The 25,672-nt window shown below is 36.5% G+C and carries 28 protein-coding genes and 2 pseudogenes; 8 read left to right on the forward strand and 22 right to left on the reverse strand.

Features of this window, described 5'->3' with window-relative positions; genetic code table 11:
- Position 1: 1 nt before the first annotated feature.
- The 7 genes from A3223_RS02100 to hemB form a co-directional block, all read right to left on the reverse strand.
- A complete protein-coding gene (locus A3223_RS02100) occupies positions 2-1,951 on the reverse strand; it encodes a bifunctional diguanylate cyclase/phosphodiesterase (protein WP_084108365.1) in 1,950 nt (649 codons plus the stop codon).
- Complete coding sequence (locus A3223_RS02105; RefSeq protein ID WP_054196396.1) at positions 1,948-2,604, reverse strand: transglutaminase-like cysteine peptidase; 657 nt, start codon at positions 2,602-2,604, stop codon at positions 1,948-1,950. Before A3223_RS02105 ends, A3223_RS02100 begins: the two co-directional genes overlap by 4 nt.
- Before the next feature lie 20 nt (positions 2,605-2,624).
- Entirely contained in the window at positions 2,625-4,295 is a 1,671-nt protein-coding gene (locus tag A3223_RS02110; RefSeq protein WP_084108368.1) for a TolC family outer membrane protein, read from the reverse strand.
- A 115-nt stretch (positions 4,296-4,410) separates the two neighbouring features.
- A complete protein-coding gene (gene hemN / locus A3223_RS02115; RefSeq protein WP_084108370.1) occupies positions 4,411-5,772 on the reverse strand; it encodes an oxygen-independent coproporphyrinogen III oxidase in 1,362 nt (453 codons plus the stop codon).
- Positions 5,765-6,250 (reverse strand): DUF2603 domain-containing protein, encoded by a 486-nt coding sequence (locus A3223_RS02120; RefSeq protein WP_084040706.1) that lies wholly within the window; start codon positions 6,248-6,250, stop codon positions 5,765-5,767. The genes hemN and A3223_RS02120 overlap by 8 nt, the downstream gene beginning before the upstream one ends.
- Entirely contained in the window at positions 6,247-7,164 is a 918-nt protein-coding gene (argF, locus tag A3223_RS02125) for an ornithine carbamoyltransferase (protein ID WP_084108373.1), read from the reverse strand. Before argF ends, A3223_RS02120 begins: the two co-directional genes overlap by 4 nt.
- Position 7,165: 1 nt before the next feature.
- Positions 7,166-8,137 (reverse strand): porphobilinogen synthase, encoded by a 972-nt coding sequence (hemB, locus tag A3223_RS02130; protein ID WP_084108376.1) that lies wholly within the window; start codon positions 8,135-8,137, stop codon positions 7,166-7,168.
- 68 nt (positions 8,138-8,205) lie between these two features.
- On the opposite strand from hemB, the gene ribA reads away from it, so the two are divergent.
- From ribA to htpX, 5 genes are read left to right on the forward strand one after another with little or no spacing between them, the layout of a single operon-like run.
- Positions 8,206-8,769, forward strand: coding sequence for a GTP cyclohydrolase II (gene ribA / locus A3223_RS02135; RefSeq protein ID WP_084108379.1), 564 nt, complete (start codon positions 8,206-8,208; stop codon positions 8,767-8,769).
- On the forward strand, positions 8,769-9,335 hold the full coding sequence (gene rsmG / locus A3223_RS02140) for a 16S rRNA (guanine(527)-N(7))-methyltransferase RsmG (RefSeq protein ID WP_084108382.1): 567 nt from the start codon (positions 8,769-8,771) through the stop codon (positions 9,333-9,335). The genes ribA and rsmG overlap by 1 nt, the downstream gene beginning before the upstream one ends.
- The gene (locus A3223_RS02145; protein WP_084108385.1) at positions 9,332-9,526 is read left to right on the forward strand and encodes a hypothetical protein; all 195 of its coding nucleotides are present in this window, start codon (positions 9,332-9,334) and stop codon (positions 9,524-9,526) included. Before rsmG ends, A3223_RS02145 begins: the two co-directional genes overlap by 4 nt.
- Positions 9,523-9,888 carry a hypothetical protein gene (locus tag A3223_RS02150; protein ID WP_084108388.1) on the forward strand — a complete coding sequence of 122 codons (366 nt, stop codon included), beginning with the start codon at positions 9,523-9,525 and terminating at the stop codon, positions 9,886-9,888. The genes A3223_RS02145 and A3223_RS02150 overlap by 4 nt, the downstream gene beginning before the upstream one ends.
- Positions 9,889-9,896: 8 nt before the next feature.
- Positions 9,897-10,766, forward strand: a complete 870-nt coding sequence (htpX, locus tag A3223_RS02155) for a zinc metalloprotease HtpX (RefSeq protein ID WP_084108391.1) — start codon at positions 9,897-9,899, stop codon at positions 10,764-10,766.
- A gap of 253 nt (positions 10,767-11,019) precedes the next feature.
- On the opposite strand, the gene A3223_RS02160 is transcribed toward htpX, so the two are convergent.
- Genes A3223_RS02160 through A3223_RS02180 form a run of 5 tightly spaced genes read right to left on the reverse strand, consistent with a single transcriptional unit; the run spans position 11,020 to position 14,066 of the window.
- Entirely contained in the window at positions 11,020-11,421 is a 402-nt protein-coding gene (locus A3223_RS02160) for a flagellar protein FlaH (RefSeq protein WP_084108394.1), read from the reverse strand.
- The gene (locus A3223_RS02165) at positions 11,412-11,843 is read right to left on the reverse strand and encodes a hypothetical protein (protein WP_054196386.1); all 432 of its coding nucleotides are present in this window, start codon (positions 11,841-11,843) and stop codon (positions 11,412-11,414) included. The genes A3223_RS02160 and A3223_RS02165 overlap by 10 nt, the downstream gene beginning before the upstream one ends.
- 9 nt (positions 11,844-11,852) lie before the next feature.
- A complete protein-coding gene (locus tag A3223_RS02170; protein ID WP_084108397.1) occupies positions 11,853-12,866 on the reverse strand; it encodes an alanine racemase in 1,014 nt (337 codons plus the stop codon).
- Entirely contained in the window at positions 12,859-13,098 is a 240-nt protein-coding gene (gene cmeU, locus A3223_RS02175) for a CmeU family protein (protein WP_021091016.1), read from the reverse strand. Before cmeU ends, A3223_RS02170 begins: the two co-directional genes overlap by 8 nt.
- A gap of 2 nt (positions 13,099-13,100) precedes the next feature.
- On the reverse strand, positions 13,101-14,066 hold the full coding sequence (locus A3223_RS02180) for a L,D-transpeptidase family protein (RefSeq protein ID WP_084108400.1): 966 nt from the start codon (positions 14,064-14,066) through the stop codon (positions 13,101-13,103).
- A gap of 137 nt (positions 14,067-14,203) precedes the next feature.
- Between A3223_RS02180 and A3223_RS02185 the strand changes: the two genes are divergently transcribed.
- From A3223_RS02185 to A3223_RS02195, 3 genes are all read left to right on the forward strand, one after another.
- On the forward strand, positions 14,204-14,626 hold the full coding sequence (locus A3223_RS02185; RefSeq protein ID WP_084108403.1) for a copper chaperone PCu(A)C: 423 nt from the start codon (positions 14,204-14,206) through the stop codon (positions 14,624-14,626).
- 71 nt (positions 14,627-14,697) lie between these two features.
- Entirely contained in the window at positions 14,698-15,093 is a 396-nt protein-coding gene (locus tag A3223_RS02190; protein WP_180378687.1) for a hypothetical protein, read from the forward strand.
- A 9-nt stretch (positions 15,094-15,102) separates the two neighbouring features.
- Positions 15,103-15,645 (forward strand): SCO family protein, encoded by a 543-nt coding sequence (locus A3223_RS02195; RefSeq protein WP_054196383.1) that lies wholly within the window; start codon positions 15,103-15,105, stop codon positions 15,643-15,645.
- Between the two features lie 297 nt (positions 15,646-15,942).
- Here A3223_RS02195 and A3223_RS02200 read toward each other — a convergent pair whose 3' ends face one another.
- The 10 genes and pseudogenes from A3223_RS02200 to A3223_RS02240 form a co-directional block, all read right to left on the reverse strand.
- Positions 15,943-16,284 (reverse strand): chaperone NapD, encoded by a 342-nt coding sequence (locus A3223_RS02200; RefSeq protein WP_054196381.1) that lies wholly within the window; start codon positions 16,282-16,284, stop codon positions 15,943-15,945.
- On the reverse strand, positions 16,281-17,216 hold the full coding sequence (locus A3223_RS02205; RefSeq protein WP_084108408.1) for a WD40 repeat domain-containing protein: 936 nt from the start codon (positions 17,214-17,216) through the stop codon (positions 16,281-16,283). The genes A3223_RS02200 and A3223_RS02205 overlap by 4 nt, the downstream gene beginning before the upstream one ends.
- A complete protein-coding gene (locus A3223_RS02210) occupies positions 17,213-17,680 on the reverse strand; it encodes a hypothetical protein (RefSeq protein ID WP_021090640.1) in 468 nt (155 codons plus the stop codon). The genes A3223_RS02205 and A3223_RS02210 overlap by 4 nt, the downstream gene beginning before the upstream one ends.
- Positions 17,680-18,207 (reverse strand): nitrate reductase cytochrome c-type subunit, encoded by a 528-nt coding sequence (locus A3223_RS02215; protein WP_084108411.1) that lies wholly within the window; start codon positions 18,205-18,207, stop codon positions 17,680-17,682. The genes A3223_RS02210 and A3223_RS02215 overlap by 1 nt, the downstream gene beginning before the upstream one ends.
- Positions 18,204-18,995 (reverse strand): quinol dehydrogenase ferredoxin subunit NapH, encoded by a 792-nt coding sequence (gene napH, locus A3223_RS02220; RefSeq protein ID WP_084108414.1) that lies wholly within the window; start codon positions 18,993-18,995, stop codon positions 18,204-18,206. The genes A3223_RS02215 and napH overlap by 4 nt, the downstream gene beginning before the upstream one ends.
- Positions 18,992-19,750 (reverse strand): ferredoxin-type protein NapG, encoded by a 759-nt coding sequence (gene napG, locus A3223_RS02225; protein ID WP_103605019.1) that lies wholly within the window; start codon positions 19,748-19,750, stop codon positions 18,992-18,994. Before napG ends, napH begins: the two co-directional genes overlap by 4 nt.
- Before the next feature lie 9 nt (positions 19,751-19,759).
- Positions 19,760-22,540, reverse strand: coding sequence for a nitrate reductase catalytic subunit NapA (napA, locus tag A3223_RS02230; protein ID WP_084108419.1), 2,781 nt, complete (start codon positions 22,538-22,540; stop codon positions 19,760-19,762).
- A 540-nt stretch (positions 22,541-23,080) separates the two neighbouring features.
- A pseudogene (locus A3223_RS09970) lies at positions 23,081-23,452 on the reverse strand (methyl-accepting chemotaxis protein); the annotation flags it as partial.
- 810 nt (positions 23,453-24,262) lie between these two features.
- Positions 24,263-25,048: pseudogene (locus tag A3223_RS09975) on the reverse strand (cache domain-containing protein); the annotation flags it as partial.
- 208 nt (positions 25,049-25,256) lie between these two features.
- On the reverse strand, positions 25,257-25,412 hold the full coding sequence (locus tag A3223_RS02240) for an EamA family transporter (protein WP_257639248.1): 156 nt from the start codon (positions 25,410-25,412) through the stop codon (positions 25,257-25,259).
- Positions 25,413-25,672 lie beyond the last annotated feature (260 nt).

Below are 25,672 nucleotides of genomic sequence, written 5' to 3' on the forward strand. Positions count from 1 at the left end.
ATCATCCAATGTTCTTAATTTCATCTATATAAATTCCTTGCATATTTTTAATGCCAAGATCGATTAACTTTTTCTTCTGTTCTTCGCCTTCAACGCCGATTGCGATCAAAATAATGTCTTTTGAGCTTAAAACAACATCAAGTGATTGTTTTGTGTTTACTCCTGACTTATCACTTAAGAAGTCAATCAAGACATTTGACTGAATTTTTACATAATCAGGGTTAAATTCTTTTAGTTTCTCGATACCTTTTGCGTTAAGCTCGAAGTGGTCAAAACCAAATCCAAAGCCAAGTTCTTTTAATTTTTTAGTAAGCTTAACTATACTTTCTATGCTAATATCGTCTTTATTTGGAATTTCTATATAGTTTTTATATTTAGAAATTTGGCTTATCTTTTTAAGTGTAGCTTCAAGTTTTGAAAAATTTTCATCTGAGTTTAATATCTCTTTTCCTAAATTTATGGCTAAATTACCACTTGGTAAGATATTCTCCGGTAAAATTCTAGCTACCCTATTTAAGATATGAAGATCAAGCATTGCACCTAAATTTAGCTCATTTACCATCGGCATGAAATATGAGGCCATACGCCATACACCATCTTTATCAACAAGCCTCAAATAAAGCTCATACTGCTCAAAATTTGAATTAAGATCAATCACCTTTTGAGCTGCGAATTTAAATTCATCCTCTTTTATTGAGTCAAAAATAAGCTCTTTATACTTCTCTTTACCAATCACTAAAGTATTTTGATTTTCATTAAATACCTTGTATGTAAAGCTTCCAGCAAGTCTTGAGCTAGCCAATGTAACGTCAGCTGAAGTAAGAAGTGTCTTGATATCAGTATTTGGTGAATACTCAACTATCGCAGCATTTACTGGATACTCGCTATCATTTAGCGCAAAATTTGCATAAAGCTTTTTAAACTCGTTCATAATTTCATCACATAGAGCCAAGAAATTTGATGAATTTCTACCATACGAAAGTACAATGAAATCATTATCGTTAAGCCTTGCAACAATCGCATTTTTATCATTATGGATTGATTTTTCTTGTAAAATTTGAGCTATTTTCATTACAACGCTTTGCCATTTTTCAAAACCAAGCGTACTTTTTAAATTTATTAGATCTTTAAAACTAACAAGTAGAGTAACGCCACTTGAATATTCTTCACTAGCTAGATACTCACTAAATTTAGTTTGAAAAAATCTTCTGTTATTAGTACCACTCATTGTATCTTTATATAAAAGCTCTTGATATTTACTGAGTGTGGCCGCCTCTCTCTCAAAAATGTCTTTTACCTTACTAACCATAGAGTTCATAGCTAGAACCATTTTTTTAAGATCGGCTGTAAATGGAATTCTTTTTTGAATGATAAATTTATTATCAAGTATGGCCTCAGCCTGATCTTGAACCTTCATAAGTGGTCTAAAAATAGCTTTTAGAGCGAAATATGCCACCACAAGAGTGACAATTATCATTAGAAGAAGAAAATTAAAAATATTTTTTGAGTTAGTATAAAGCTCATTGTAGGCAAGTGCGGTGCTACCTTGAACATAAAGCGTGCCAAATTTTGCCCAGCCAGTCATAATCTCGCTATCTGCTATTGGCGCTTCAAACTTGGCTATTTTGTAAAACCACTCAGGAATATCTTTAACAACAGTTTGTTGAGAATTTTCAATAAGAACCTTGCCATCAACATCTTCAAGCTTGATAAGCTTGTATCTACCGCTGTCAAACATAGAATTTATCATTGTTTGAGCCAAGGACATGTCATCTGGATCGATAATAGGCTTTAAAGCAAGTCCAAGCGAATTTGCTGTATGTCTTGCGTTTTCACCAAGCTGGTCATTAATATATCCATTTAGGCTCTTAAAATTTAAGTAGCCAACAGCCATAAAAATCATGATACCAAAAGTTATCACGGCGATCATAATTTGTTTAAATAGCGTCATAAATCCTCTTTTCCTATCCTATCTATTAGTTCCATCCACTTAGGATTTTGTTTTTTATTTCCACCTGGTATTGCTTGACCAAGACCTTCTTGTTTTGCCAAGTATAGCGAATCACCATTAAAACTATAAACTGGAACAAGGTCTGTTCTTTGAGTTGCGATTTTTATTTTACCATTTATGTTATCTAAAATTAATGGAATAGATTTTGGTGTATCATAGTATGCTAAAACCATATGAGCTTGATTGTATCTTAAGGCTTTAACATATGTGAAGTATAATTTTTGAGTTGGAATTCCTAGCTGCTTTAGTGTAAAATATTTTGCGATAACGTAGTCTTCGCAGTCACCAGCACCTTTTCCTATAAATTCCATTCTAGTAGCCCAATAATCCTTTTTGTGCCAAAGCTGCATATCATCAACCCATCTAAAAGAGTTAAAAAAGTCATTTACTTTTATTAATTTCTCTTGTTCAGTTGCATCTTGCAATGAAGTCATTAAAGAATTTAGAGCAGAAGCCCTTCTTCTTGCATCTTCTCCATAAATTTTAGCTACCTTTGCTATAGTTGTTGATTTTATAAAATCTCCAATAGCACTTGCTAATAATAAAAAAAGGACGCTTACAATAAGCGTCCAAAAATTTGTCTTGACCCTCATGGTCATTACTTTTTACATTTTTATCTTAAATCGTTTTGAATGCTGCAAGCACCTTGAATGTATCTCTTTGCAAAACCTGGTTCAAAGCTATCTGAGATCATTCCCATATTATCTAACAGTCTGTATTTTGCATAAGATAGTGCTGTCTCAGTTGTAGCAATCTCTTTTAACGCAGAGTTATATTCATTTTCAGCATCAAGCAAGTTTATAAGATCGCGACGACCGATTCTAAATTCATCCTGATAAGCATCAAGTGTAGCTTTAGCATACTCAACGTGTTGATTTAAGTATCCCATTTTTTCTTGGTTAAGAACATAATTTTGCCATGAAAATTCCAAAGATTCTTTAAGTTCTCTTACAAGATTATCCAAAGTTTGTTGCTCTTGTTGAACGGCAAGTTGGCTTTTTTCTTTATCTAGTTTATCATTACCTTTATTGTAAAGGTTATAGTTTAGTCTTAAAAGTGCGTCGAATGTTTGTTCTTCATAATTGTCATATAAAACATTTGAATGATCATACGCACCAGATACAACAAGATCTAGTTTTGGCAAGAATGGCGCATTTTTCTCTTTCACAACTGACTCTGCCATAGCAATATTTGATTTTTGAACCAAAAGTGATGGGTTGCAAAGAATTGCTTTATTATAAACAGCCTCTTTTGTGCTAGGCAAAGGAAGGCTAAACTCAGGCATTACTAAATTTTTAGCTGCAACTTTTTTTCCATATAATTTCTCAAATGTAGAAAGTGCATCTTCATAGTTATTTTTAGCAGCTGTATAGTTTGATTGAGCTAGAGTATAGCGTGATCCAGCTTGTCTCTCTTCAGAAGCTACACCATAACCTGATCTTGCTCTATCTTTAATTTGACTATAAATTTCCTCGTGACTCTTTACGTTTTCTTCTTCAATGTCTAAAATTCTCTTAGTTTGAAGAACTTGCAAGTAAGCATTTGCAGCATTTAATGTAAGTCTATCTGCAGCTTGTGCTACCGAATAAGCAGCTGAATCAAGCCTTGCGCTTTGAGAATTTATTCTATTTTTATCAGCACCACCATTGTATAAATTTTCAACCAAGGTTAGAGATGTACCAGAGATTCTTCCATCTCCTCTTCTTGTAGAAACTCCATCATCAAGACGTTTTTTCTCATATCCCACTCTAGCAGCAGCGTCAAGTGTTGGATAATAGGCATTTTTTGCTATTTTTAGATCTTTACCAACTTGTAGATAGTTAAATTCTGTAGCTTTTAAACTTGGATTTTCATTTAAAATAGTCTTTATAACTTGATCTAAAGTCAAAACTCCTTCATCAACTTGTGCTACTGGTTTTACTTCAGCTGATATAGCTTGTTCTATATTAGATTTTTTTGTTATTTGAGTATCAGCTACAGGTGCTTTTGCTCTCATTAAAGCATCTTTATAGCCTGATTCGTTTTGAACTTTAACTAATAGACTATTAGCTTCATCCTCAGAGACTGGAGTCGTGTCAACATATAAAAATTTTCGTCCACCAACCTCATAGATACCTGTAGTTAGTCTGCTGTCAGAGATTTTGCTATTGACTTTATTAACAGCACTGTCGATTCTAGCCTGATTATCATCTTGTGCAAATGAAGCTAGAAAAATCCTATAAGGAACATCTTGAGCTGACAGTACAGTTGCTGCCAAAGCACTAATTGCCAATATCTTTTTCATAACTAAGATCCTTTTACCTTTTTTTATTATTAAGTCTATACTTAAATTTTGACACGAATTATACACCAAGAAATATTAAATGCATTTTAAATATCTTATGACAAAAAAATAATTTTTATATAGTCTTAGAAAAACGCCTTAAATTCTCGGGAATTTTCTTTAGATATTCATCAAAACACATTGCAATATTTCGTATTATCAGTGTTCCAGTTTCATTTACGCTGATTTTATCTGCTGTAACATTGACAAATTCACTTAAATTTTTAAGCTCCTCAAGCTCTTCCTTAAAGTGTTCAAAGAAATTTATATGGAATTCATTCTCGATAGCTTTGATATCAAGCCCAAAATTACTCATTAAGTTCATAATCACACTCTTTCTAAGTAAATCTTCATCGCTTAGATAAATTCCTTTTGCATATGGCAACTTTCCACTATCTATCGCCTTTTCATACTCATCCATATCTTTATGATTTTGTGCGTAGTGCCTTTTGCACTCACCGATACTTGTCACGCCTATACCAATAAGATCAGCGCCACCCTTTGTCGTATAACCTTGAAAATTTCTATGCAAAGTACCATTTGCAAGAGCACCAAAAAGCTCATCGTTTGGCTTTGCAAAGTGATCCATTCCTATCATTTTATAGCCATTTTTAGTTAAAAATTCAGCTGTAAATTTTAAAATTTCAAGCTTCACTTCTGGATTTGGCAATGTGGTTTCATCAAATTTACGCATTGATTTTTTTATCCATGGCACATGAGCGTAGTTAAATACCGCAAGTCTATCAGGATCAAGTGTGAGGGCTAGTTCAAGCGTCTTTTTAAAGCTCTCTAGGCTTTGATACGGCAGGCCATAGATCAGGTCCATATTGATTGATTTTATGCCCTTTTGCCTAGCCATTTTTACAGCATTTTGGGTGATCTCATAAGGCTGAATTCTATGAATTTCTTTTTGCACCTTTTCATCAAAATCTTGCACGCCGTAGCTTATGCGGTTAAAACCATGAGATATGAGCACATCAAGCTGCTCATTTGTCAAAAATCTCGGATCTATCTCACAACTTATCTCAGCCTCTTTTGAGAAATTTTTAAATTTAGCTTTGATAAGTTTGATGATCTCATCAAGCTGAGCGGCATTATAAAATGTTGGTGTACCGCCACCAAAGTGCATCTGTAAGACCTCAGCACTGGTATCCAGGTGACGAGCTAAAATTTCAAGCTCTTTTTCTATATATCTTATATATTTCTCTTTGCGGTCCTCTTTGCTCGTGTAAATGACATTACAGCCACAAAAATAACAAGCACTTCTGCAAAATGGCAAGTGTAAATAAAGCGAAAGCGGTCGATTGAGATCACGATTTTCAAGCTCTTTTATATAAGCTTCATAGCTAAATTTATCGCCAAACTCTGGTGCTGTCGGATAGCTAGTATATCTTGGCCCTGGCCTTGAATACTTCACATAAGCACTAAAATCAATCATCTGCCCTACTCCTTGCCATTTGAATCACCTCTTTTATGTCTACAAATAAATTTGGGTGCTCTTTTTTGATATTTTTTACTAGTTTGTCAAGATCAATATTAAATTGCCTACTTTTTTTATCGCTTGCGATCTTTTTTATCTCATCCATAGCAACCACCCAAACATCGCTAAAATCAACCGGAATATTTTGCCAGATCGTCTTTTCAAGCCTTAGATCAAAATTTTCTTTTTGCGACTCTTTTAAGGCTTCAATCAAAGCTGAAAGCGATTTTACAGAGATTACCGTGTGTAAATTTTGATTTTCATCAATACCAAACCACGGCTCTTTTGAGTCCCAAGAGCCACTTTTTAAATTTAAAATATGCTCATTTGGATTTTTGGTTGAAACTATCTCAAAGATCGTCTTTTCAGGGCTACTCAGCCCAAGGTTATTGCCGATCTCATCTATCTCATCATATATATTTTTCTCTTTGCTCATCTTCTTCTCTCATCCAGCCAGACCATCACGCCTTTTTGGGCATGAAGTCTATTTTCAGCCTCGCTAAAAATTTCATCTGCGTGCTTCTCAAAAACTGCCTCGCTCACCTCGTAGCCCCTATAAGCTGGCAAGCAGTGCAAAAATATCGCGTCTTTTTTAGCTAAGCTCATCAAATTTTCATCCACGCAGTATCCAGCAAAGTCCTTTAGCCTCTTTTCTTTCTCGGCCTCTTGCCCCATTGATACCCAAGTGTCCGTAGTCACTACATCGGCACCATCTACCGCTTCTTTTATATCATTTGTGATAAAAATTTTCGCACCTGAAATTTTCGCATTCTCATTAGCCATCTTTAAAATTTCAGCGTCCACCTCATAGCCTTTTGGCGTGGCGACTCTTAGCTCAAGTCCAAGTTTGCTAGCTAGCATGAGCCACGAGTGAGTCATGTTGTTGCCATCACCTACGTACGCGACCTTCTCGCCTGCACTAAATTCAAGCATCGTAAGATAATCCGCCATGAGCTGTACTGGGTGAAATTTATCACTTAAGCCGTTTATCACTGGCACGCTTGAAAATTTAGCAAATTCTTCTAGCGTCTCGTGCTTATCGACCCTTAGCATCGCCATATCGCACATCCTGCTTATCACTCTAGCGGTGTCACGTATAGGCTCGCCGCGGCCTATTTGTATATCATTTTTACTTAAAAATAGCGCATATCCGCCAAGCTCATGCATGCCCACATCAAAGCTTACTCTCGTTCTAGTCGAGCTTTTTTCAAATATCATAGCAAGCTTTTGGTCTTTAAGATATGGCTTAAATTCTCTAGCCTTCGCCTCTTTTTTAATCTTGCGGGCTAAATTTATCATCTGCTCGATTTCATCTTTGCTAAAGTCATTTAGCGTCAAAAAGTGCCTCATCTTAGTCCCTTAAAATTTTGGCTGCTTCTTTTGCGTGATAGGTGATGATCAAATTTGCCCCTGCTCTTTTAAAGCCGATCAAAGTCTCCATCATGACGCGCTCGTAATCGATGATGCCAGCTTTTGCGCCAGCTTTTAGTAGTGCGTACTCGCCGCTTACGTTATAGACGCAAAGTGGTAGAAGTGTCAAATTTCTAAGCTCTCTAACGATGTCAAGATAGGCGAGCGCTGGCTTTACCATCAAGATATCAGCGCCTTGTGCCTCGTCTTGCAAGCTCTCGTTGATCGCCTCTAGGCGGTTTGCGCTGTCCATTTGGTAGCTCTTTCTATCGCCAAAGCTTGGTGCGCTTTGTGCCACATCGCGAAATGGTCCGTAGTATGCTGAAGCAAATTTAGTCGAGTATGCCATCACTGGCAAATTCTCAAAGCCATTGCTATCAAGCGTCTCTCTTAGCGTTGCGATGATGCCATCCATCATACCGCTTGGTGCGATCATATCAGAGCCATTTTTAGCGTGTATCAAGGCTTGTTTAGCTGAAATTTCAAGCGTTGCGTCGTTGTCGATGGTGTTGTGCACGTGGTCGATTATGCCACAGTGGCCATGGTCTGTATATTCACAAAAGCAAAGATCAGTGACAACTACTAAATTTGGGAATTTATCTTTTATGGCTCTAAGCGCGGTTGCGATGATGCCGTCGTTGCTTAGTGCGTCACTACCAACGCTATCTTTTAGGCTTGGTATGCCAAATAAAATGATCGATTTTATGCCTAAATTTACTATCTCTTCGCACTCTTTTAAAATTTCATCGATACTCATTTGATAAACGCCCGGCATCGAAGCGATCTCGTTTTTAACGCCTTTGCCCTCGACTACAAAGAGCGGATAGATGAAGTCATTTACGCTAAGGCTAGTCTCTCTTACCATGTCTCTTAGGGCTGGATTTATTCTTAATCTTCTAAAACGTTTAAACATATTTTTGCCTTTTCTTTGTTAAAATGCGTGGTTTTTAGCTAGTTTAGCACAGTTGGAGTAAATTTAAAATGAAAATAGAAATTTCAAACGCCGCAAATCTACCTTCAAGGTTTGGCGCTTATAAGGTTCAAGCCTTCAAAGAAGGGTCAAAAGAGCACCTCGTGATCTACAAAGAGCCTTTGAGCGAGGTGGTAAATCTTAGAATTCACTCCGAATGCCTAACTGGCGATGCGATCGGAAGCCTAAAGTGCGACTGTCGCGACCAGCTTGAAGCGAGCCTAAAATATATCGAAGAAAATGGTGGTATGGTTATCTACTTACGTCAAGAAGGCAGAAATATCGGGCTTTTAAACAAGATAAATGCCTACAGCCTGCAAGATAAGGGCCTTGACACCATTGAGGCTAATCACCAGCTGGGTTTTAAGGCCGATGAGAGGACGTATGAAGTGGTTGATTTTATCCTAAATCACTACGGCATAAAAGAGGTAAATTTACTCACAAATAACCCTTTAAAACTTCATGGACTAAGCTCAGTAAAGATCGTAAAACGCGTGCCTATCGTCATCAAACCAAATAAATTTAACGAAGGCTACTTAAAGGTCAAAAAAGAGCAAATGGGGCACATCTTGTGATGAAAAATGAGCTTTGCTTGCCGGCAGAATTTGACGAAAAAGTAAAGGCTTACGCTCAAATTTTTGCTAAATTTAACAAGATTCATAGCTTAAGCAACTATAAAGATATAAGCGAGCAGGTGCTTGATAGCATAAAACCGCTTGAAATTTTTGACCTAAGTGCTAAAACGGCGATTGATGTGGGCAGTGGAGCTGGCTTTCCAGCGATATTTTTAGCGCTTGCGATGCCGCAAACAAAGTGGCACCTTTTTGAGCCGATAGCCAAAAAGTCATCATTTCTAAGCTACGCTAAGATCGAACTTGACATAGAAAATTTAGAAATTCATAGCCAAAAGATCGAGCTTGCAGATAAATTTACGGCTGATCTCATCACCTCAAGGGCACTTAGCAAGACAAAAGAGCTTATAAAAATTTGCGAGGGATTTTACGATGAAAATACTAAATTTCTCATCTACAAGGGCTCAAGCGTTATGGATGAAATTTCAGGCATAGACGCGCAAATTTACAATGAAAAAAACAGAAACTACATATATTTTAATCTCAAAAATCAAGGGGAGAAACGTTGAAATACTTGCTTTTTGTAGCGATTTTGGTTGCGATTTACATCATATTTTTTAAAAATAGAAAAAATAGCGACAAGATAAGCACCAGTAACTTCGAAGAGTGCAGCAAATGCGGCGTCTTTAGCGACATCGATCAAATGGTACTAAGAGACGGAAAATACATCTGCAAAGAGTGCATAAAGGGTGAGAGATGAAAATTTTAGGTGATGAGCTGATCAAATTTGAGCCACTATTTCTTTGCAAAAGTGAAGATGAGATTTCAAACGGCAGGCAAAATCTCTTTAAATTTGATAGAAATTTCATAAAAAGGGCACTAGAAGCTGGAGCAAGCTTTAGCGTTTTTGTGACAAATATAAATGAAGCCATTATCGCAAACGCGGCTGGAGCAAAATTTATTATCGCAGATATTGACATTGCAAAAGATCTAGCAAAGATAGCTGAGAGTTATTTATTTGACGCACTTATAGCTGTTTTGATAAAAGATGAAAGCGAGCTAGCACAGCTTGCAAAATTTAACATCGATGCCGCGATCTTGCCAAACGCTATAAAAGAATAAGGACAAAAATGGAAATTTTTAAAACTGCTTTTTTAATGGTTGCTTTAATGCTAATTTTTATCGCTGTTGGCGGATATATTGGAGGTGAGCATGGCATGATGATCGCCTTTTTGATAGCGGCTGGTACAAATATCTTTTCATATTTTTTTAGTGATACTCTGGTGCTTAAAAGGTATAACGCTATCCCAGTCGATGAGAGTAACGCTCACGGGCTTTATGAGATCGTATCTCGCCTCACACAAAAGGCAAATTTACCTATGCCAAAAATTTACATCATACCAGAAGAGGTACCAAACGCCTTTGCCACAGGCAGAAACCCAAGCCACGCAGCTGTCGCGGTAACCGAGGGGCTTTTAAAAATTTTAAATGAAAACGAGATCGAGGGCGTACTAGCTCACGAGCTAAGCCACGTAAGGCACTACGACATCCTAACTGGCTCAATCGCTGCCATACTAGCTGGCGCTATCGCAATGCTTGCAAATTTTGCTAAGATTGGCAGTATTGCTGGGCAGAGTGGCAGTTCACGAAGAGGTGGCGGTAATGCCATCGTTATGCTAGCACTTGCTATACTCATGCCAATAGCTGCCACAATCATACAAATGGCGATCTCAAGGGAGCGCGAGTACAAAGCTGACAAGGGTGCAGCCTATCTAACAGGACATCCAGAGTGGCTTGCAAGCGCTCTAAGAAAGCTTGAGAGCTACTCAAATTCTTACGTTATGCAAAACGCAAGCGAGCAAAGCGCTCATATGTTTATCGTAAATCCATTTGGCTCGCTAACTAACAAGCTTGGCGTACTTTTTAGAACGCATCCAAGCACTAGCGATAGGATCGCTGAGCTTGAAAGACTTGAACAAGAGATAAAAAGAGGCATGTAGAAAATTTAGTTCTAGTAAAATTTGGGCTAAATTTCTTCTTTTTACCATCTTTTTTGGCTTTAAATTTAGACATTTACAAGAAATTTTAATTTTATGAGCGAGTAATTTCGGATCTAAAATTTGAGCCAAGCGGTGGGCAAAATCAAATTTTAGTAGTCGATTCTTGCGAGCGAATGGAAGTTTTAAAAATTTACAAAGATAGCTTGTTAAAAATTAAATTTAAAACCCAAAAACCAAAATTTAGCCCCAAATTTCACTGCAATTTCTTGCAGTCGCGATCTTCTATAGTGTACTCAAAAATAAGCTCACCATTTTCTGAATAAAAAAGCTCATCCAAGGTGACACCGATGCTTAGCATATTTAAGATCTCTTTATCTTTGCAAGCAGTTCGCAAATTCTCTTTTTTGATAGCTTCGATAAATTCTAAAAGCTCTTTCTCCTCAAGCCTTTTGATCTCTTGCTTTCTTGCGTGTTTGATGGCATATCTATAAACGAGCGTATCACCGACATTCAAGATATCATTAAGTGTAAGTGTTGGCGTACAGATAAATGGGAGCTTTTTTTTGTAGTAAGTTGCATGATTTTTCGCTGCTATATCTGGTGTAAGAGCCAGGGCAAGCGAGTAAAAAAATAGTAAAAAAAGGGCTACTCGCAACTACTTTTATCCAAATTTATATCAAAAAAATGCCTACCCTCAAAGCCATAACTACCACTTAGTGTGATACCACGATTTAGCACAGCTCTAGCCATACCTGAATTGCAAAGCGCATCTTTTCCATTTTTATAAAACTCATCTTTTAAAGCTAAAATTTGAGCTTTATTGTAGCCTTTTATCCTCTTTGTCTTGGTCTCGTTTAAAACAAACTCACCATGTATGTTTAGCCCACTGCTACTTACATCTTTTAGCGTGATCATCTCATCGACCCTGCTTGGTAAATTTGGCTTTGCAGTTTGGACGACAAAGGTTGGGATCTGCTTAGTGTCAAGCTGATTTAGTATTTGCTCATAAATTTTAAACTCACTCTCTTGCACACCAAAAGCAAGGCTAGCAAGAGCTAATAAAACGATCTTTTTCACACATTACCTTTATATAAATTTTCTAGTTATATTTGGCGAGAGTTTTACTAAAATATCATAACTTATCGTATCAAAAAATTTCGCCCAAATATTTGCATTCTCAAGCACACAGACCCATTCGCCGCTATCTTTACAGCTAAAGCTATCCATAGAAATTTTGCCTAGTATTGGCTCGTTATTGGCAAGTCTTAGCTCGCCACATCCATTGTATCTTAGCAATCCATCGCCATATCCAAGATCATAAGTGGCTACATTTATATCTTCTTTTGCGCTAAATTTAGCACCATATCCAACACTTTGACCACTTTTTAAAATACGCCTACTAACTCTTCTTGCCCATAGCGAAAGTACAGGCTTTAAGTTCAAACTATCACCAAACTGAGTGTACCCATACTGAGCGATGCCAACACGCACCATATCATCATCGATTTCACTTGCTCTTTCAAGCGCAGCTGAGTTGTGAGAGTGAAAGATCGGTTTTTTCATACCAAACTCATCGCAAAGAGCTAAAATTTTCTCTTTTGCAGTCCTAAAATTTTCCCTTTGCACAAAATAATCAGCATTTAGCTCATCACTCGCACGAAAATGAGTATAAGCTCCAAGAAGCTCCAAATTCCTTCTTGTTAAAATTTCAAACGCATAATCAAGCTCACTTATATCAAGCCCATTTCTATGCATACCAGTGTCAATTGCAAGGTTGATTTTTGAGCCATCTTTTATCTTTAAAAGTGCCTCTATATCGTTTATCGCATAGATAAATTTGCTGCTTTCATTTCCAGTTGGGATATGTGAAAGAATGAGAATATTTTCAAATATGTCAGAAATTTCATTTGCCTCAAACTCACTTTTTACAGCACAAATTTCTATACCAAATTTTTTAGCTTCATTTGCAATAAGCCTTGCGCCATGACCATAAGCATTGTCTTTTAATACAATTATTACTTTTTCTTTACCACCGGCTTTAGCACAAATTTGAGTGAGGTTATGAATATATGAAGCTTTATTTAGGCGTATTTCAGACATTAAAATTCACATTAAAAGCAGTATAAACATCCGGTAAAAGTTTTCTTACGTTGTAATCAAATGCATAAAATTTAGCGTAAATTTCTTTCAGATCAGCCTCTTTTACTTTGCTAAAATCAAAAACATCAGTACCATCTTTCTTTGGAACTTGGCGGTCAAGCTCAGCAAAAAAAGCAGCTCTTGCCTCTAAAATTTTTTCGATTTTTTCTTTTACTTCTTGAGATTTTTCCACTTTTACTCCTCTATAAAAATTTTCATATCATCGTTATAAAGCTTCACATAAAGCGTCTTTTGCCCAGCAAATTTGTGCGTATCTGAAACATAATCCTCATAAAAACTCACACGAAAAAGCCTATCGTTTTTAAGATTTGGATAAGGCGTGATGAGAAAATTTGAAAAACTAATGCGTTTTTTCTCTTTTTTAGAAAAAATAGCCCGCTTCATACTTTTAAATTTTTCCAAGCTCATACCATCGTATCGCTCAAAGTTTTTATCGTAAAATTTAAGATAGTTTTCAATGTCGCTCTCACTCCAGGTTTTTTTCCAGCCCAAAAGTCCAGAAATGATCACTGCAATATCTTTTGCACTAGCTTCTGGACGCTTATCTTCGTAGATAAATGCAAGTGTTTTTTTGTGATCCACTACAACATCAAATTTCATCAAAGTATCATTTTGCATAGCCACGCAGCCTTTGGTCTTTAGCTCATCTGTCCTTTGACCATCAAGCGGATAGCCGTGTATCCAAATGCCACCACCATTTCGCTTTGCAAGCTTATCAAGCAAATTTGGATATGAAAGCGAAAATGCAAGTGGACCAAGATATCTATCATTTGGCGTAAATCTACGTGTAAGCTGATACACTCCAACCGGTGTTTTTAGATCGCCTTCAAGAAGCTTATCACCATTTTTGCCAACTATAACGCTTGAGCTAAAAAGCTTTTTTGTAATGCCGCCATTATAAGAGATCACTTCAAGCTTCTTTTTAGTTTTATCAACTACACTTAGAAGTATCTCATTGTCATAATACCCATATCTTACATCCTTGCCCTCAAGCTTTTTTAGCCAGTAATCCTTACTTAAAATATTTTTTTCGATGGCATCAATAACAGCAGCTGAGCCATTTTTTAAGTAAATTTCTTCGTAATTTTGGGCAAAAAGACAAGGCGATAACGCGATGAAGAAAAATATAATTTTTTTCAAGTGAAATATCCCAAAAAGTAAAATTTAGTCCGTAATTATATCCTAAAAAATTTATATTTTTAGATTTTAAAGGTAAATTAAGTAGTCCTAAATGTATAATGTGAAAACCATTATTAATTTTATCACAAAGGAAAAATATGAAAAAATTCGTTTTTGGTGCGATGCTTGCAGCTTCTGCTCTTATGGCGGCTGATATCAGCCTAGAAAATGTTAGAGCTAGAGATACAAAACCTGGCACAAACAATAGTGCAATTTTTATGAATATAAAAAATGCTTCAAATTCTGATGTAAAGCTCATCGGTGCTCATTCAAGCGTTTGCAAAAGCACAGAAATTCATACACACAAAATGAATGATGGCATGATGGCTATGGTTCAAATCGAAGATGCAGTGATCCCAAAAAATGGCGAAACAAAACTAGCTCCTGGCGGTTTACACATTATGCTTATGGATCTAAATAAACCATTAAAAGATGGTGATAAAGTTGATTTAGAGCTAAAATTTAGCAATGGCGAGAGCATAAAGCTTGATAATATCGGAGTAACTAAAAACTTTAAATAATGAAAAAAATCATAATTATTTTTTCATTTATCTTTATTGTTTTAGGTGCTTTTTCGATAGGCTATAAGCTTATGACAACAAGCAAGGAATATCCACCTGAATTTGCCGATGTAAACACATCGCTAGATCCTTTAAAATGTGATCTAAACAATAAATCTTGTGAGATGGAATTTAAAGGCGTAAAGCTAAAAATAGACATCTCGCCAAGACCTATTTATGCTATGAGGCCTTTTAGCTTTAAAATCATTAACGGTAAAAATTTAGGGCTAAAAAATCCTAGTCTTGAGATAGACGGCATAAATATGAATATGGGATCAATCAAAGCAAGACTCGAGCCAAGAGGCGATAACTTAACTGCTCAAGTAGTGCTAAGTGCTTGTGTTGTTGAGCTTATGAGATATCGATTTAAAGTGCTTGATGACGAAAAAGAAACTGGTTTTTTTGTAGATCTTGATCTAAAATTATAGAGGGTAACGATGAAAAAGGCATTTTGGGGCTTAATAATAATCTTAATTTGTATAGGTGTTGCACTTTTGCTGATAAAGCCAAACAAGTATGATTTTAAGGCACTTTCGCAAAATGGTGAAGTAAGTCTTAAAAATTACGACGGAAAGTACAAAGTTATATATTTTGGTTATCTTTTTTGCCCTGATGTCTGCCCTACTGCGCTCTCTTTGATTGGCGATGAGCTAAACAAGCTAAAAAGAGATGACTTTGAGCTGCTTTTTATTACACTTGATCCTGAACGCGATACTCCTGAAAATTTAACTCTAATGGCAAAAAATTTCTATAAAGATGCCGATGGATTAAAACTAAATGCCTTAAAAGAAGTGGCAAAAACCTATGGTGTAAAATTTCAAAAAGTCCGTCTTGAAAACTCAGCCATGGGCTACTCTGTTGCTCACAGCTCTTCAATATATTTAATAGACAAAAAAGGAAATTTTTATAAAGAAATTTCAAATCTAACAAATGAAAACATTGGAGAAAATTTATTAAATTTGATCAAAGATAGACCTTAGGGCTAGAAAATTAGTAAGCCAAAACTGGCCTACAAAAATTCTTTATGCAAGCATCATCTCAAGATCTTCTAAGCTAAAATTTAATTCACTTGTTATGTTTTTGATTTTAATGCTTGCTGAGTAATTTTCCACCCGAAATCTATTAACCCTTGAACATAAATTTAAATCTACAAGCTAAAAAAGTTAATTAAATATAAGTAGTACTAGCAACGAATTTATTAAGAAGATCTGTACGAAAGGTAGGCTTTTGCACTATAAATTTTAATCACAATACAAAAGCTAAAAATTTAAGTTTTACTATTTCACTCTATGATGCACGCTGCCGCCATAAGTAATATCCTCAGCCTTTACCTCATCACTTGTTAAAATTTCACTTATCTTGCCATTTTCTTCTAGTTTTTTCCTATTTTCTTCGGCATCTTCTTGATAGCTGTAAACCATCGCAACGCTCACTACTCCGCTGATAACTTCTATCTTTTTAAAATTTTTTATCTCATCTTCAATACTATCTGAGCTAACTACCACCACGATCCTATCGTCTGCGTCAGTTATTATTTCACACTCTTTTAGCTTTTTTATCTCATTTTTTACACTTTCATTTTTATTGTCCGTATAAACTATTAAACTTGAAATATTCATTTAATTCTCCAAAACAAAATTTTATTCTCATAGGCTGAGGTTACGACTTCATTGTCGCTTATAAAAACTATGCTATTTATCGTACTTTGCCCAGTTTTTAGCATTGCGATATTTTCTAAGCTTTTGCTATCAACTAAATTTACATCGCTCATCTCATCGCTCATATAAGCTGCTACTCTACCATCATCGCTAAGGCCGACACCATAGACCAAAAAGCCGGTATTTATCTTTTTTAGGCTTCCAGCTGAAAATATCCCCACGATCCTGTCGGTGCCTCCGCTGATCATGACTCCATTTTTATATGAGATGTCGTAGATATTATCTGTATGAATATCTAAAATTTGATCCATTTTTTTAGCTTTTATGTTATAAAAGTAGACCTTCCCACTCTCGCAAGCGATAGCTAGCGTGCTTCTATCTTCGCTTATCTCCATATCTGAAAGCATCGCGATTGAAATTTTAAAGCTATCATAAATTTCGCCACTTTTTAGGTTTAAAAAATAAATTTCATTGCTAATTGAAGCAAGTGCAACATGCTCATCATCTAAAAACAATGCCTTTTTTATCGCTTGATTATCCATTTTTATGCTTCTCATCTGTCCATTTTCTCTTAGATGAAGCACCTTTATAGCGTAATCACCTTCGCTAAGTATAAGAGTTTTGCCATCAATTTCATCAATACTTAAAATTTTTGGTCTTTCGTGATCACTAACGTAGGTTTTTATATCATCCATTTTGATGATCTCTTCAAATTTAGACTCTTTAGTATCATAAATTTCAACCGTCCCTCCATCAGTCGCGATAAAGAGTTTGCCATTTATTAGCGTTGTGCTTAGCACATTTGCACTAGCCTCTATTTGCTTATATGGAGTGGTGATCTCGCTTGCAAAGATAAAATTTAATAGACAAAAAATAAAAAACAAAGCTCTCATAAGGCCTCCATTTGAAGTGAATTTTTAAAGCAAACATCAAAGCACTCGCCGCAACTTACGCAGTTTTGATTAACAATAGGACGAAAAACGCCAAGAAATTCGACTGCTTTAAATTTGCAAGCATCAAGGCAGTTGTAGCAGATCGTATCGTTCCACGCTAGACAGCTAGAAACATCGATGCTAACTTTTGCATTTATACTCTTTGGTGAGCTTAGGCTTAATGTCTTCTTACCAAGACTCTCACAAGCCTTTGCGCACTCTTCGCAAAAGTCACAGCCCAGCTTCTTAACTTTAAAAATTACTCTTTCATTTTCAAAGCTAAGAAGCTCTTTTTCACAAGCATTTACGCAGATAGCATCGCATCTATCGCAGTCAAACTCTCCGCTAAAAAAAGGCGGAGTTATAAATTTGGGAGCAGATTTTGCCCCCAAAATTTTACTAAAAAGCTCTCGCCTGCTTTGCATTATTTAACACCATCGTTTAAAACATCTAGCAAGTTTGACTTATGAGTACCGTTTTTATCTCTAAAGTCAGGCTTAAATTTATTGCCAACAAGCTGAGTTAAGCCAGTTTGTTGCTCAACGTGGCATGTTGTGCAGTTATATCTTTCATCATCAAGCTTGCCCGCAAGATCTTTTTTATTTCTGATGTCATAAAGGTGAGATGATGGTATCGGTGTTGCTCCACTATCTTTTGCAAACTCAGGCATATGGCAGGTTACGCACATATTCATATCCTTTGTGATAGGCACTAAACCCTCAGTATCGTGTGGGATAAATGGTGGTGCATTTTCAAAAGACCTATCAAATTTCTTTGACATGCCAGCTGGCTCTTTTGTGTAGTTCACATCTTTTAATACAACGTCTTTATCGTCTAGCAAATCGATATTTCTAAAGCCGATTTGCGAATCACTAATACTTGGATTATTAAAAGTACATGCCGCAAAAAACGCAGCGCACAATCCTCCAAGCATCATTATTTTTATTTTCATTTTTCTCTCCTTAAATTTCTAATACTAAATTTCAAAGCCCCGTCTCCACAAACATCAATGCACCTGCCACAGCTTATGCACTCGCTTGAGCTTACCGAGCGGCTCTCTTTACCGATCATATCAAGCACTTGCATCTCTGGACAAATAAGCTTACATTTCATACATTTTGTACAAGCCTGGGCATCATGTTTTACTCTAATTAGGGCAAATTTTGAGATGATGGCATAAAAGGCACCAAGTGGACAAACGTGCGAGCAAATGCCACGCTTTAACACAAACATATCAAAAGCAATGATCGCAACCGCTATGCCTAAAGCACTAGCTGAGCCGTAAATAATGCCACGCTGAATAATGCCAATATAGCTAACGCTCTCAAATACCGGGTAAGATAAAGCAAGGCTTAATATAAGAGCAAGAGCCAGCAAGTAATAACGTAAATTTTTACTCACATTTAAGACTTTTTCGCCCTTAAAGCCAAATTTCTCTCTTAGTTTAAAAGCAATATCAGTTAGCAAATTTATTGGGCATATCCACGAACAAAACGCTCTTGGAGCAACTAGCGCGTAAAACGCCAAGATAATGCCAGCTCCAATAATTGCATTTATGCCGGCACTAAAGCTTGCAAGTAAAATTTGAACCAAAGCAAATGGATCGCTTAGTGGAATTTTTCCAAAAAGCAAAGATGAGCTTAAATTTCCGCTAAGTATCTTAACTCCGTAAAAATTTCCTAGGATAAATAGTGCTAGGATAGAAATTTGAGTTATTCGTCTTAAGATTAAAAATTTCATAGCTCACCACCATTTAGATAATCAGTCGCTTTTTTAATGTCAAGCTTTATTTTGCTGTCTGCATCGTCTATGCGTCTTTCATCTTCTTTGACCCAGCCTTTGACGTAGTTATCGCCTACTTTTCCAAGCACCGCGTCACGGTTTAGCACGGTAATGGCTGCTTTTTTGGTGATACAGGCTCGCTCGCATAGGCCACATCCGGTGCAGATGTCGCTATCGACCACTGGAAGTAAAAACGCATGCTTTTGCGTCCTTTCGTTGCGGCGATACTCAAGATACAAGGCCTTATCTATGAGCGGACAGGATCTGTAGCAAGCATCGCACTGTATGCCCCAGTATGCCACGCAGTTTTTCATATCGACCACCGCAACACCCATTTTGGCCTTATTTATATCAAGTTTGCCTTTTGTGCTTACTAAATTTACGTCCAAAGCTCCGGTCGGACAGGCTGGCACACAAGGGATATTTTCACACATATAGCAAGGAATTTTTCTAGGCTCAAAATAAGGCATTCCAATGCTTATGCCATCTTCTAGCGATGAGAGCTTTAGCGTATCAAATGGACAGGCCTCTACGCAAAGCCCGCATCTAATGCAGCTTTGTAAAAATTGCTTCTCTTCTTTTGCACCAGGAGGCCTAAGAAGCATAAGTGGCGAAGCCTTGGCGCTAAGCGACCAAACAAAGCCTCCACCAAGAGCCAAAAGTGCCACTTTTGCTCCAAATTTTAAAGCCTCTCGCCTACTTGAAAATCCCATATCGCTCACCTATGCTTTGTAAATTTTAACCGCACACTTTTTATAATCAGTCTCTTTTGAGATTGGGCAAGTAGCATCTAGTGTGACTTTATTGATAAATACGTTTTCATCAAACCAAGGCACATAAACAAGACCTACTGGTGGCTTATTTCTACCTTTTAGATCAACTCTTGCTTTTACCTTGCCACGGCGTGATTCGACCCAAACGATCTCATTTTGCATTACGCCAAGATTTTTAGCATCATCTTCATGCATATAGCAAAGTGCCTCTGGAACAGCTCTATAAAGCTCAGGAACACGCATGGTCATAGTGCCTGAGTGCCAGTGCTCTAGAACACGGCCAGTACATAGCCAGAACGGATACTCTTTGCTTGGCATCTCGCATGGATCCATGTAAGGGCGGAAGAAAATTTTTGCTTTGTTTGCAAGAGATGTTTTATCTTTATTTGTAACGCCTTTTAGATCGCCTGTTGGAAGTGCTGCATTTTTGTTGCCGTAGAATGCAAATTTCTCATTTGGGGCAGCTTTTTTAGCGTATGGGTCAAATTTAGTGTTAAATCTCCACTGAGTCTCTTTGCCATCAACTACTGGCCATCTAAGACCTCTTACTCTGTGGTAAGTATCAAAGTCTGCTAGGTCGTGGCCGTGTCCAACGCCAAATTTTCTATACTCTTCCCAAAGATATTTGTGGACGAAAAATCCATATCCTTTAAATTCTTTGCCATCTGAGCCGATCACCTTTCTGCTATCGCCAAATACTTCTGTATTGTCGTAGTTTTCTATGATCGGATCGTTTGCACTAAATTTCTTAGCCTCTTCGTTAGCAAAAAGTACATCAAATAGCGTATCTTCTTCGCTATACCCCATAGCTTTTGCCTCTTCAAGCACATTTGGAAGTGTCACTTTATCATTTACTTTTTTCTCACCCCAAACATCTTTTAGCTTAAAGCGTTTACTAAACTCCATCATTTGCCAAATATCAGGCATCGCTTCGCCAACTGGAAGTACTTGCTGTCTCCAGTGTTGTGTTCTTCTCTCAGCATTACCGTAAGCACCCCATTTTTCATAGATCATCGCAGTTGGGAGGATAAGGTCAGCCACTTTTGCAGAAATTCCTGGATAAGGATCGCTTACAACGATGAAGTTATCCATCTCACGAGCTGCTTTTATCCAGTGGTTTGCATTTGCAGTATTTTGCCATGGGTTGTTTACTTGAACCCAGATAAATTTAACCTTACCATCTTCAAGATCACGCATCATTTTTACGTAGTGAGAAGCGAGTACACCACTTAGTGTTCCGGCAGGAAGTTTCCAAATTTTTTCAGTTATCTCTCTATGTTTTGGATTATCAATAACCATGTCAGCTGGCAAGCGGTGAACAAATGTTCCAACCTCTCTTGCAGTTCCACACGCACTTGGTTGGCCAGTTAGAGAAAATGCTCCTGAGCCTGGAAGTGCTTGTTTGCCGAGCAAAAAGTGAACCATATAAGCTTGCTCATTTACCCATGTACCACGTTGGTGTTGATTAAAGCCCATAGTCCAAAAACTTACAACTTTGCGGTTTTTCTCGATATAAAGATCGGCAAGTGCTTTTAGTTTTTTCTTAAATTCTTCTATATCTTCGTTTGGATCACCCTTTGCCACCTTTGCTGTAAAGTCAAGTGTGTAAGGTGCAAGAGCTTTTTTAAACTCTTCAAATGTTATTTGCCAATGTGCGCCAGATTTTGCAGCATTTTTATTTTCTAGCGTATCGCCAGCTTTTAGTCCAAGATATGCAAGTGTAACACCCTCAGCTTCACTTAGCACCTTTGACTTCTCAGTAGCAGCAGTGTCTAGCTCACTTGGAGCATATTTTTTATGATTAATGTCTGGACGAAGACCATATCCGATGTCGGCTGGACCGGTTGTAAATACACAGTGCTTTTTAACAAATTCTTCATCGATCATCTCTGGGTGGTTATAAACTATCTCGCGAGCGATGTAGTTCCAGATAGCAAGGTCAGATGACGGAGCAAAAATGATCTCGATGTCAGCTAAATTTGATGTTCTAGTTGAGTAGGTGCTTAAATTTACAACCTTTACTCTATCAGGATCGCTAAGCTTTCTATCGCTTACGCGCGCCCAAAGGATCGGGTGCATCTCAGCCATATTTGCGCCCCAAGCCACGATAGTATCAGTTAGTTCGATATCATCAAAACAGCCTGATGGCTCGTCTATACCAAAAACTTGCATAAAGCCAACAACCGCGCTTGCCATGCAGTGTCTTGCGTTTGGATCGATGCTATTGCTTCTAAAGCCACCTTTTATAAGCTTAACAGCAGCGTAACCTTCTGGAATTGTATATTGACCAGAGCCTAGAACTCCGATACCGTGAGGGCCTAGTTCATTGTATGCTTTTCTAAACTGAGCCTCCATAACATCAAATGCTTGCTTCCAGCTTACTTGCTTAAATTTACCTTTTTTATCAAATTCGCCTTTTTCATTTACACGCAAAAGCGGATGAGTGATCCTATCCTCGCCGTACATGATCTTAGCATTAAAATAGCCTTTAATGCAGTTTAGACCGCGATTTACTGGCGCTTCTGGATCTCCTTTTACAGCTACTATCTTGCCCTCTTTTGTAGCGACCATGATGCCACAGCCTGTCCCACAAAACCTACAAGCGGCCTTATCCCAGCGCCAGCCTTTTTCGGCTTCGCTTGCTGCACTTAGCGAGCTTGGTACGGCTATACCAGCACTAGCACAAGCAGCACTAGCCGCAGCACTTTTTATGAATTCTCGTCGATTCATTCTTTCTCCTTTAAAGATTTAAAACAAATTTAATTGATATTAATCTTACAAAACTTATTTACAACTGATTTACATTTATAAAAATTTCAAAAAACTTAAGCTAAAAATGTAAATATTTTTCTACATAAAAATATTAATTTTCTCACAAAGTACGATTTTAAAAGAAAATACTATTTAATAAAATTTAAAAATTTTAGAGTAGTTATCAAAAAAGCTAAAGAAAATAAAGTAAAATTATTTTTAAATATTTGAGTAAAAAAGTAACACATATTATTATTAAAAATTTTTATATCATTACTGAAATAGTGATGATTTCAAAGTCAAATTCTAATAGATTTCATAGTTTTATAGCAAACATAATCTATAAAAATTTAACTAGTAATATTACCATAAAGCTATAAACATTATATGATTTTTAAAAATTTTATTATATTTATAAAACAAAAAATAATTTTAAGATTAGAGATAAAATAGAGTTATTTTCATCCTCAAATTTTGAGGATGAAATATTAATGAATTTTTAAGTATCAAGCCATAAAGTTAAAATTTATTCTTTTTAACATCGGCTACTATCGTCTTAGCCATGTCGTCTATTTGGTCAGTAATTTCGTTTGTTGTACCAACAATATCAATATTTTGTTTTGTAATACTGTCGATCTGACTTACACTTTGATTTATCATATTTATGCCTTCGCTTTGCTCTCTGATACTCTCACTCATCTCATTGATACTTTGAGCTAGAACATTTGCATTAGCTTCGATCTCACCAAGTGACTTTTGAGTTCGCTCAGCTAGTTTTCTAACCTCATCCGCAACTACAGCAAAACCTCGTCCATGCTCGCCGGCGCGTGCCGCTTCGATAGCGGCGTTTAGAGCAAGTAGGTTGGTTTGATCGGCTATATCTCTAATAATAACGATAATGTTTTTAATCTCTTCGCTTTGTCTGGTTACATCACCAGCTTTTTGGCTAATGGCGTTCATAGAACTGCTCATCTCTTCTATAGCAGCCGCGCTTTCTTGGATGGAGTCGGCTTGCTTATGGGCTCCGTCGGTTAGGGTTCTCATAGATTCTGCTAGGATTTTAGCTTTTTCTTCTAGAACCTGAGCTTCTTTTAAATTTTCCCTTAGCATATTGCTTACGGCGTCTCCCGCGCTTTGAAGGCCTACTATCATATCTCTTAAATCGCTTTCAAGCTCGGGTTTTAGCTCTAATCTAGGAGTATAGTCGTTTTTATTATAAGAAGCTAAAACTACGGCTATGCCTTTTAAATTCTCGGAAATAGAAGTAAAGAATTTATTTAGTAGATCTTTTAACTGAACTAAAGCCGGATTATTAGGGACGGAGTTGATCTTGGCTCCCATGTGGCCTTTTATCATGAGATTTGCTATACCGTTCATCTCGTCTATTAAGGCGCTGTCTTTTTTAACGCCGTTAAGGACTTTTTCTATATTTTCGTTAATAGATTCACTCATTCTGCCGAATTCGTCTTGCGTAGTTACTACTAGCTTTTCCGGAGCGTTAGGGGTTTCGTAGGTGATAAATTTAAACGCGTCTTCAAGCTTGGTTTGAATAGTCCTAATAGGGCTAAGAGATTTTTTAAGAAGAGTAAATACGATAGCCGAAAGTATGACTATAAAAGCTACGGCTAGAATTATTTGAGCTTTTAATAAAGGCAAGGTGTTAGACGAAAAAGTATCTGCTCCGATAGCAACTACGGCTAGCCAACCTTGATCATTTATAGGAAAAACTTTGGCGGTTACGTTTTCGCCTTTATCATTAGTATAAGGGATAAGTCCATTTTCATCAAATCTTTTAGCCGCAAATTCATCAGCCAAATATTTGCTTGCTGGAACTACTTTGCCAATATTTTCAGGATTTGAATGCATAAGAACAACACCGTCTCTGTTTATTAAATAGACGTAGCCGTATTTTGTTTTACCCATTTCGAGAATCTTTTTACTTAAAGCATCTATCTTTAAATCAAGCCCCAAAACACCAGCAAAATTTCCATTTTTATTTACAGGAGCGGCGAAACTAACCACCAAAGCATTATATGTTGCCGCCAAATAAGGCTCAGTATAAATAGCACCGTTTGCGCTCTTGGCTGCTTTATACCAACCTCTGGTTCTAGGATCGTAGTTGTCGGCTGGGGTCATTCTAGTGCCGTCAGACTGAAAAAAATGTCCATCACTTTCACGTCCATAAAATACATAAGAAACTAGCGAGCTAGCGTTATCTTTTTGCATTTTTGTTTTTTCTATATACAAGTCATCATTATTTGGTGTATTTTCTATGTCTGAAGCTAACTTTTTGGCTACACCTAAATATTCTTCAAAAAAAGAATCCGTAGTAGCTTTGATGTCACTTAGAATCTGATCCTGGGTCTGACTGACCAACTCTACTACCTTACTTTCCGCTGTATAGTAGCTAACTGCTGAAATAGCAGCAAACGAAATAACTAGCAATGAGATGATAATCATCGCTATCTTTGAAGTTATGGACTTCATCTTTCCTCCTTTAAAAAGTTAAAATCGCTTTAATTTATCGAAAAAGAATTAAAATTAGTATTAAATTTACCCTCTATTTAATGCTTTTTAAAAATTAATAAAGATATCTTGATAATTAAAATTTTTGAATAAATTTTAGATCACAAAATACCATTAAATTAAGATAGCTTTGATTTTTGTTCTTTTGTTAGATATAGAGTATAAATTTTTACTTGAAAATCAATAAAACAACGCCTGAAATAATAAGACAAATGGCTAAAATTTCTTTGTAATTTAGCCTCTCACCAAAAAAGATGACAGCCAAAATAACAGCAAGCACAACGCTAAATTTATCAACTAAGGCTGCTTGATAGACCTTATACACTCGCAACTATAAAAATCAAGCCTAAGAAGATGTCAAAGATATTTTGAATTTTATATCTATCTTGTTCATCCTTTAAATTTATACTATTCTTGATATAAATGTATAACTCTAATTACCAAGATTACTGGATTGATGTTTTTAAATTTTAAAATAATCAGCCAAATAACTTTTTTACAATATAGCTATAGCCTTATTTGCTTCTCTTCTAAACATCTGTTGCGAAATAAGAATTGATAGAACTATAGACTTTAAATATAAAT

The organism is Campylobacter concisus (assembly GCF_002092855.1).
Lineage (GTDB): Bacteria > Campylobacterota > Campylobacteria > Campylobacterales > Campylobacteraceae > Campylobacter_A > Campylobacter_A concisus_AI.

Bases quoted from the DNA above. Each gene is read 5' to 3' on its own strand.
- A3223_RS02120 (WP_084040706.1), bottom strand. From the start codon at position 6,250: ATGAGCAAAGAGAAAAATATATATGATGAGATAGATGAGATCGGCAAT.
- hemN (WP_084108370.1), bottom strand. From the start codon at position 5,772: ATGATTGATTTTAGTGCTTATGTGAAGTATTCAAGGCCAGGGCCAAGA.
- A3223_RS02105 (WP_054196396.1), bottom strand. From the start codon at position 2,604: ATGAGGGTCAAGACAAATTTTTGGACGCTTATTGTAAGCGTCCTTTTT.
- rsmG (WP_084108382.1), top strand. From the start codon at position 8,769: ATGAAAAATGAGCTTTGCTTGCCGGCAGAATTTGACGAAAAAGTAAAG.
- hemB (WP_084108376.1), bottom strand. From the start codon at position 8,137: ATGTTTAAACGTTTTAGAAGATTAAGAATAAATCCAGCCCTAAGAGAC.
- napH (WP_084108414.1), bottom strand. From the start codon at position 18,995: ATGAAATTTTTAATCTTAAGACGAATAACTCAAATTTCTATCCTAGCA.
- A3223_RS02215 (WP_084108411.1), bottom strand. From the start codon at position 18,207: ATGAAAATAAAAATAATGATGCTTGGAGGATTGTGCGCTGCGTTTTTT.
- A3223_RS02110 (WP_084108368.1), bottom strand. From the start codon at position 4,295: ATGAAAAAGATATTGGCAATTAGTGCTTTGGCAGCAACTGTACTGTCA.
- ribA (WP_084108379.1), top strand. From the start codon at position 8,206: ATGAAAATAGAAATTTCAAACGCCGCAAATCTACCTTCAAGGTTTGGC.
- A3223_RS02205 (WP_084108408.1), bottom strand. From the start codon at position 17,216: ATGAGAGCTTTGTTTTTTATTTTTTGTCTATTAAATTTTATCTTTGCA.
- argF (WP_084108373.1), bottom strand. From the start codon at position 7,164: ATGAGGCACTTTTTGACGCTAAATGACTTTAGCAAAGATGAAATCGAG.
- A3223_RS02150 (WP_084108388.1), top strand. From the start codon at position 9,523: ATGAAAATTTTAGGTGATGAGCTGATCAAATTTGAGCCACTATTTCTT.
- htpX (WP_084108391.1), top strand. From the start codon at position 9,897: ATGGAAATTTTTAAAACTGCTTTTTTAATGGTTGCTTTAATGCTAATT.
- A3223_RS02190 (WP_180378687.1), top strand. From the start codon at position 14,698: ATGACAACAAGCAAGGAATATCCACCTGAATTTGCCGATGTAAACACA.
- napA (WP_084108419.1), bottom strand. From the start codon at position 22,540: ATGAATCGACGAGAATTCATAAAAAGTGCTGCGGCTAGTGCTGCTTGT.
- A3223_RS02185 (WP_084108403.1), top strand. From the start codon at position 14,204: ATGAAAAAATTCGTTTTTGGTGCGATGCTTGCAGCTTCTGCTCTTATG.
- napG (WP_103605019.1), bottom strand. From the start codon at position 19,750: ATGGGATTTTCAAGTAGGCGAGAGGCTTTAAAATTTGGAGCAAAAGTG.
- A3223_RS02210 (WP_021090640.1), bottom strand. From the start codon at position 17,680: ATGCAAAGCAGGCGAGAGCTTTTTAGTAAAATTTTGGGGGCAAAATCT.
- A3223_RS02195 (WP_054196383.1), top strand. From the start codon at position 15,103: ATGAAAAAGGCATTTTGGGGCTTAATAATAATCTTAATTTGTATAGGT.
- A3223_RS02170 (WP_084108397.1), bottom strand. From the start codon at position 12,866: ATGTCTGAAATACGCCTAAATAAAGCTTCATATATTCATAACCTCACT.
- A3223_RS02200 (WP_054196381.1), bottom strand. From the start codon at position 16,284: ATGAATATTTCAAGTTTAATAGTTTATACGGACAATAAAAATGAAAGT.
- A3223_RS02100 (WP_084108365.1), bottom strand. From the start codon at position 1,951: ATGACGCTATTTAAACAAATTATGATCGCCGTGATAACTTTTGGTATC.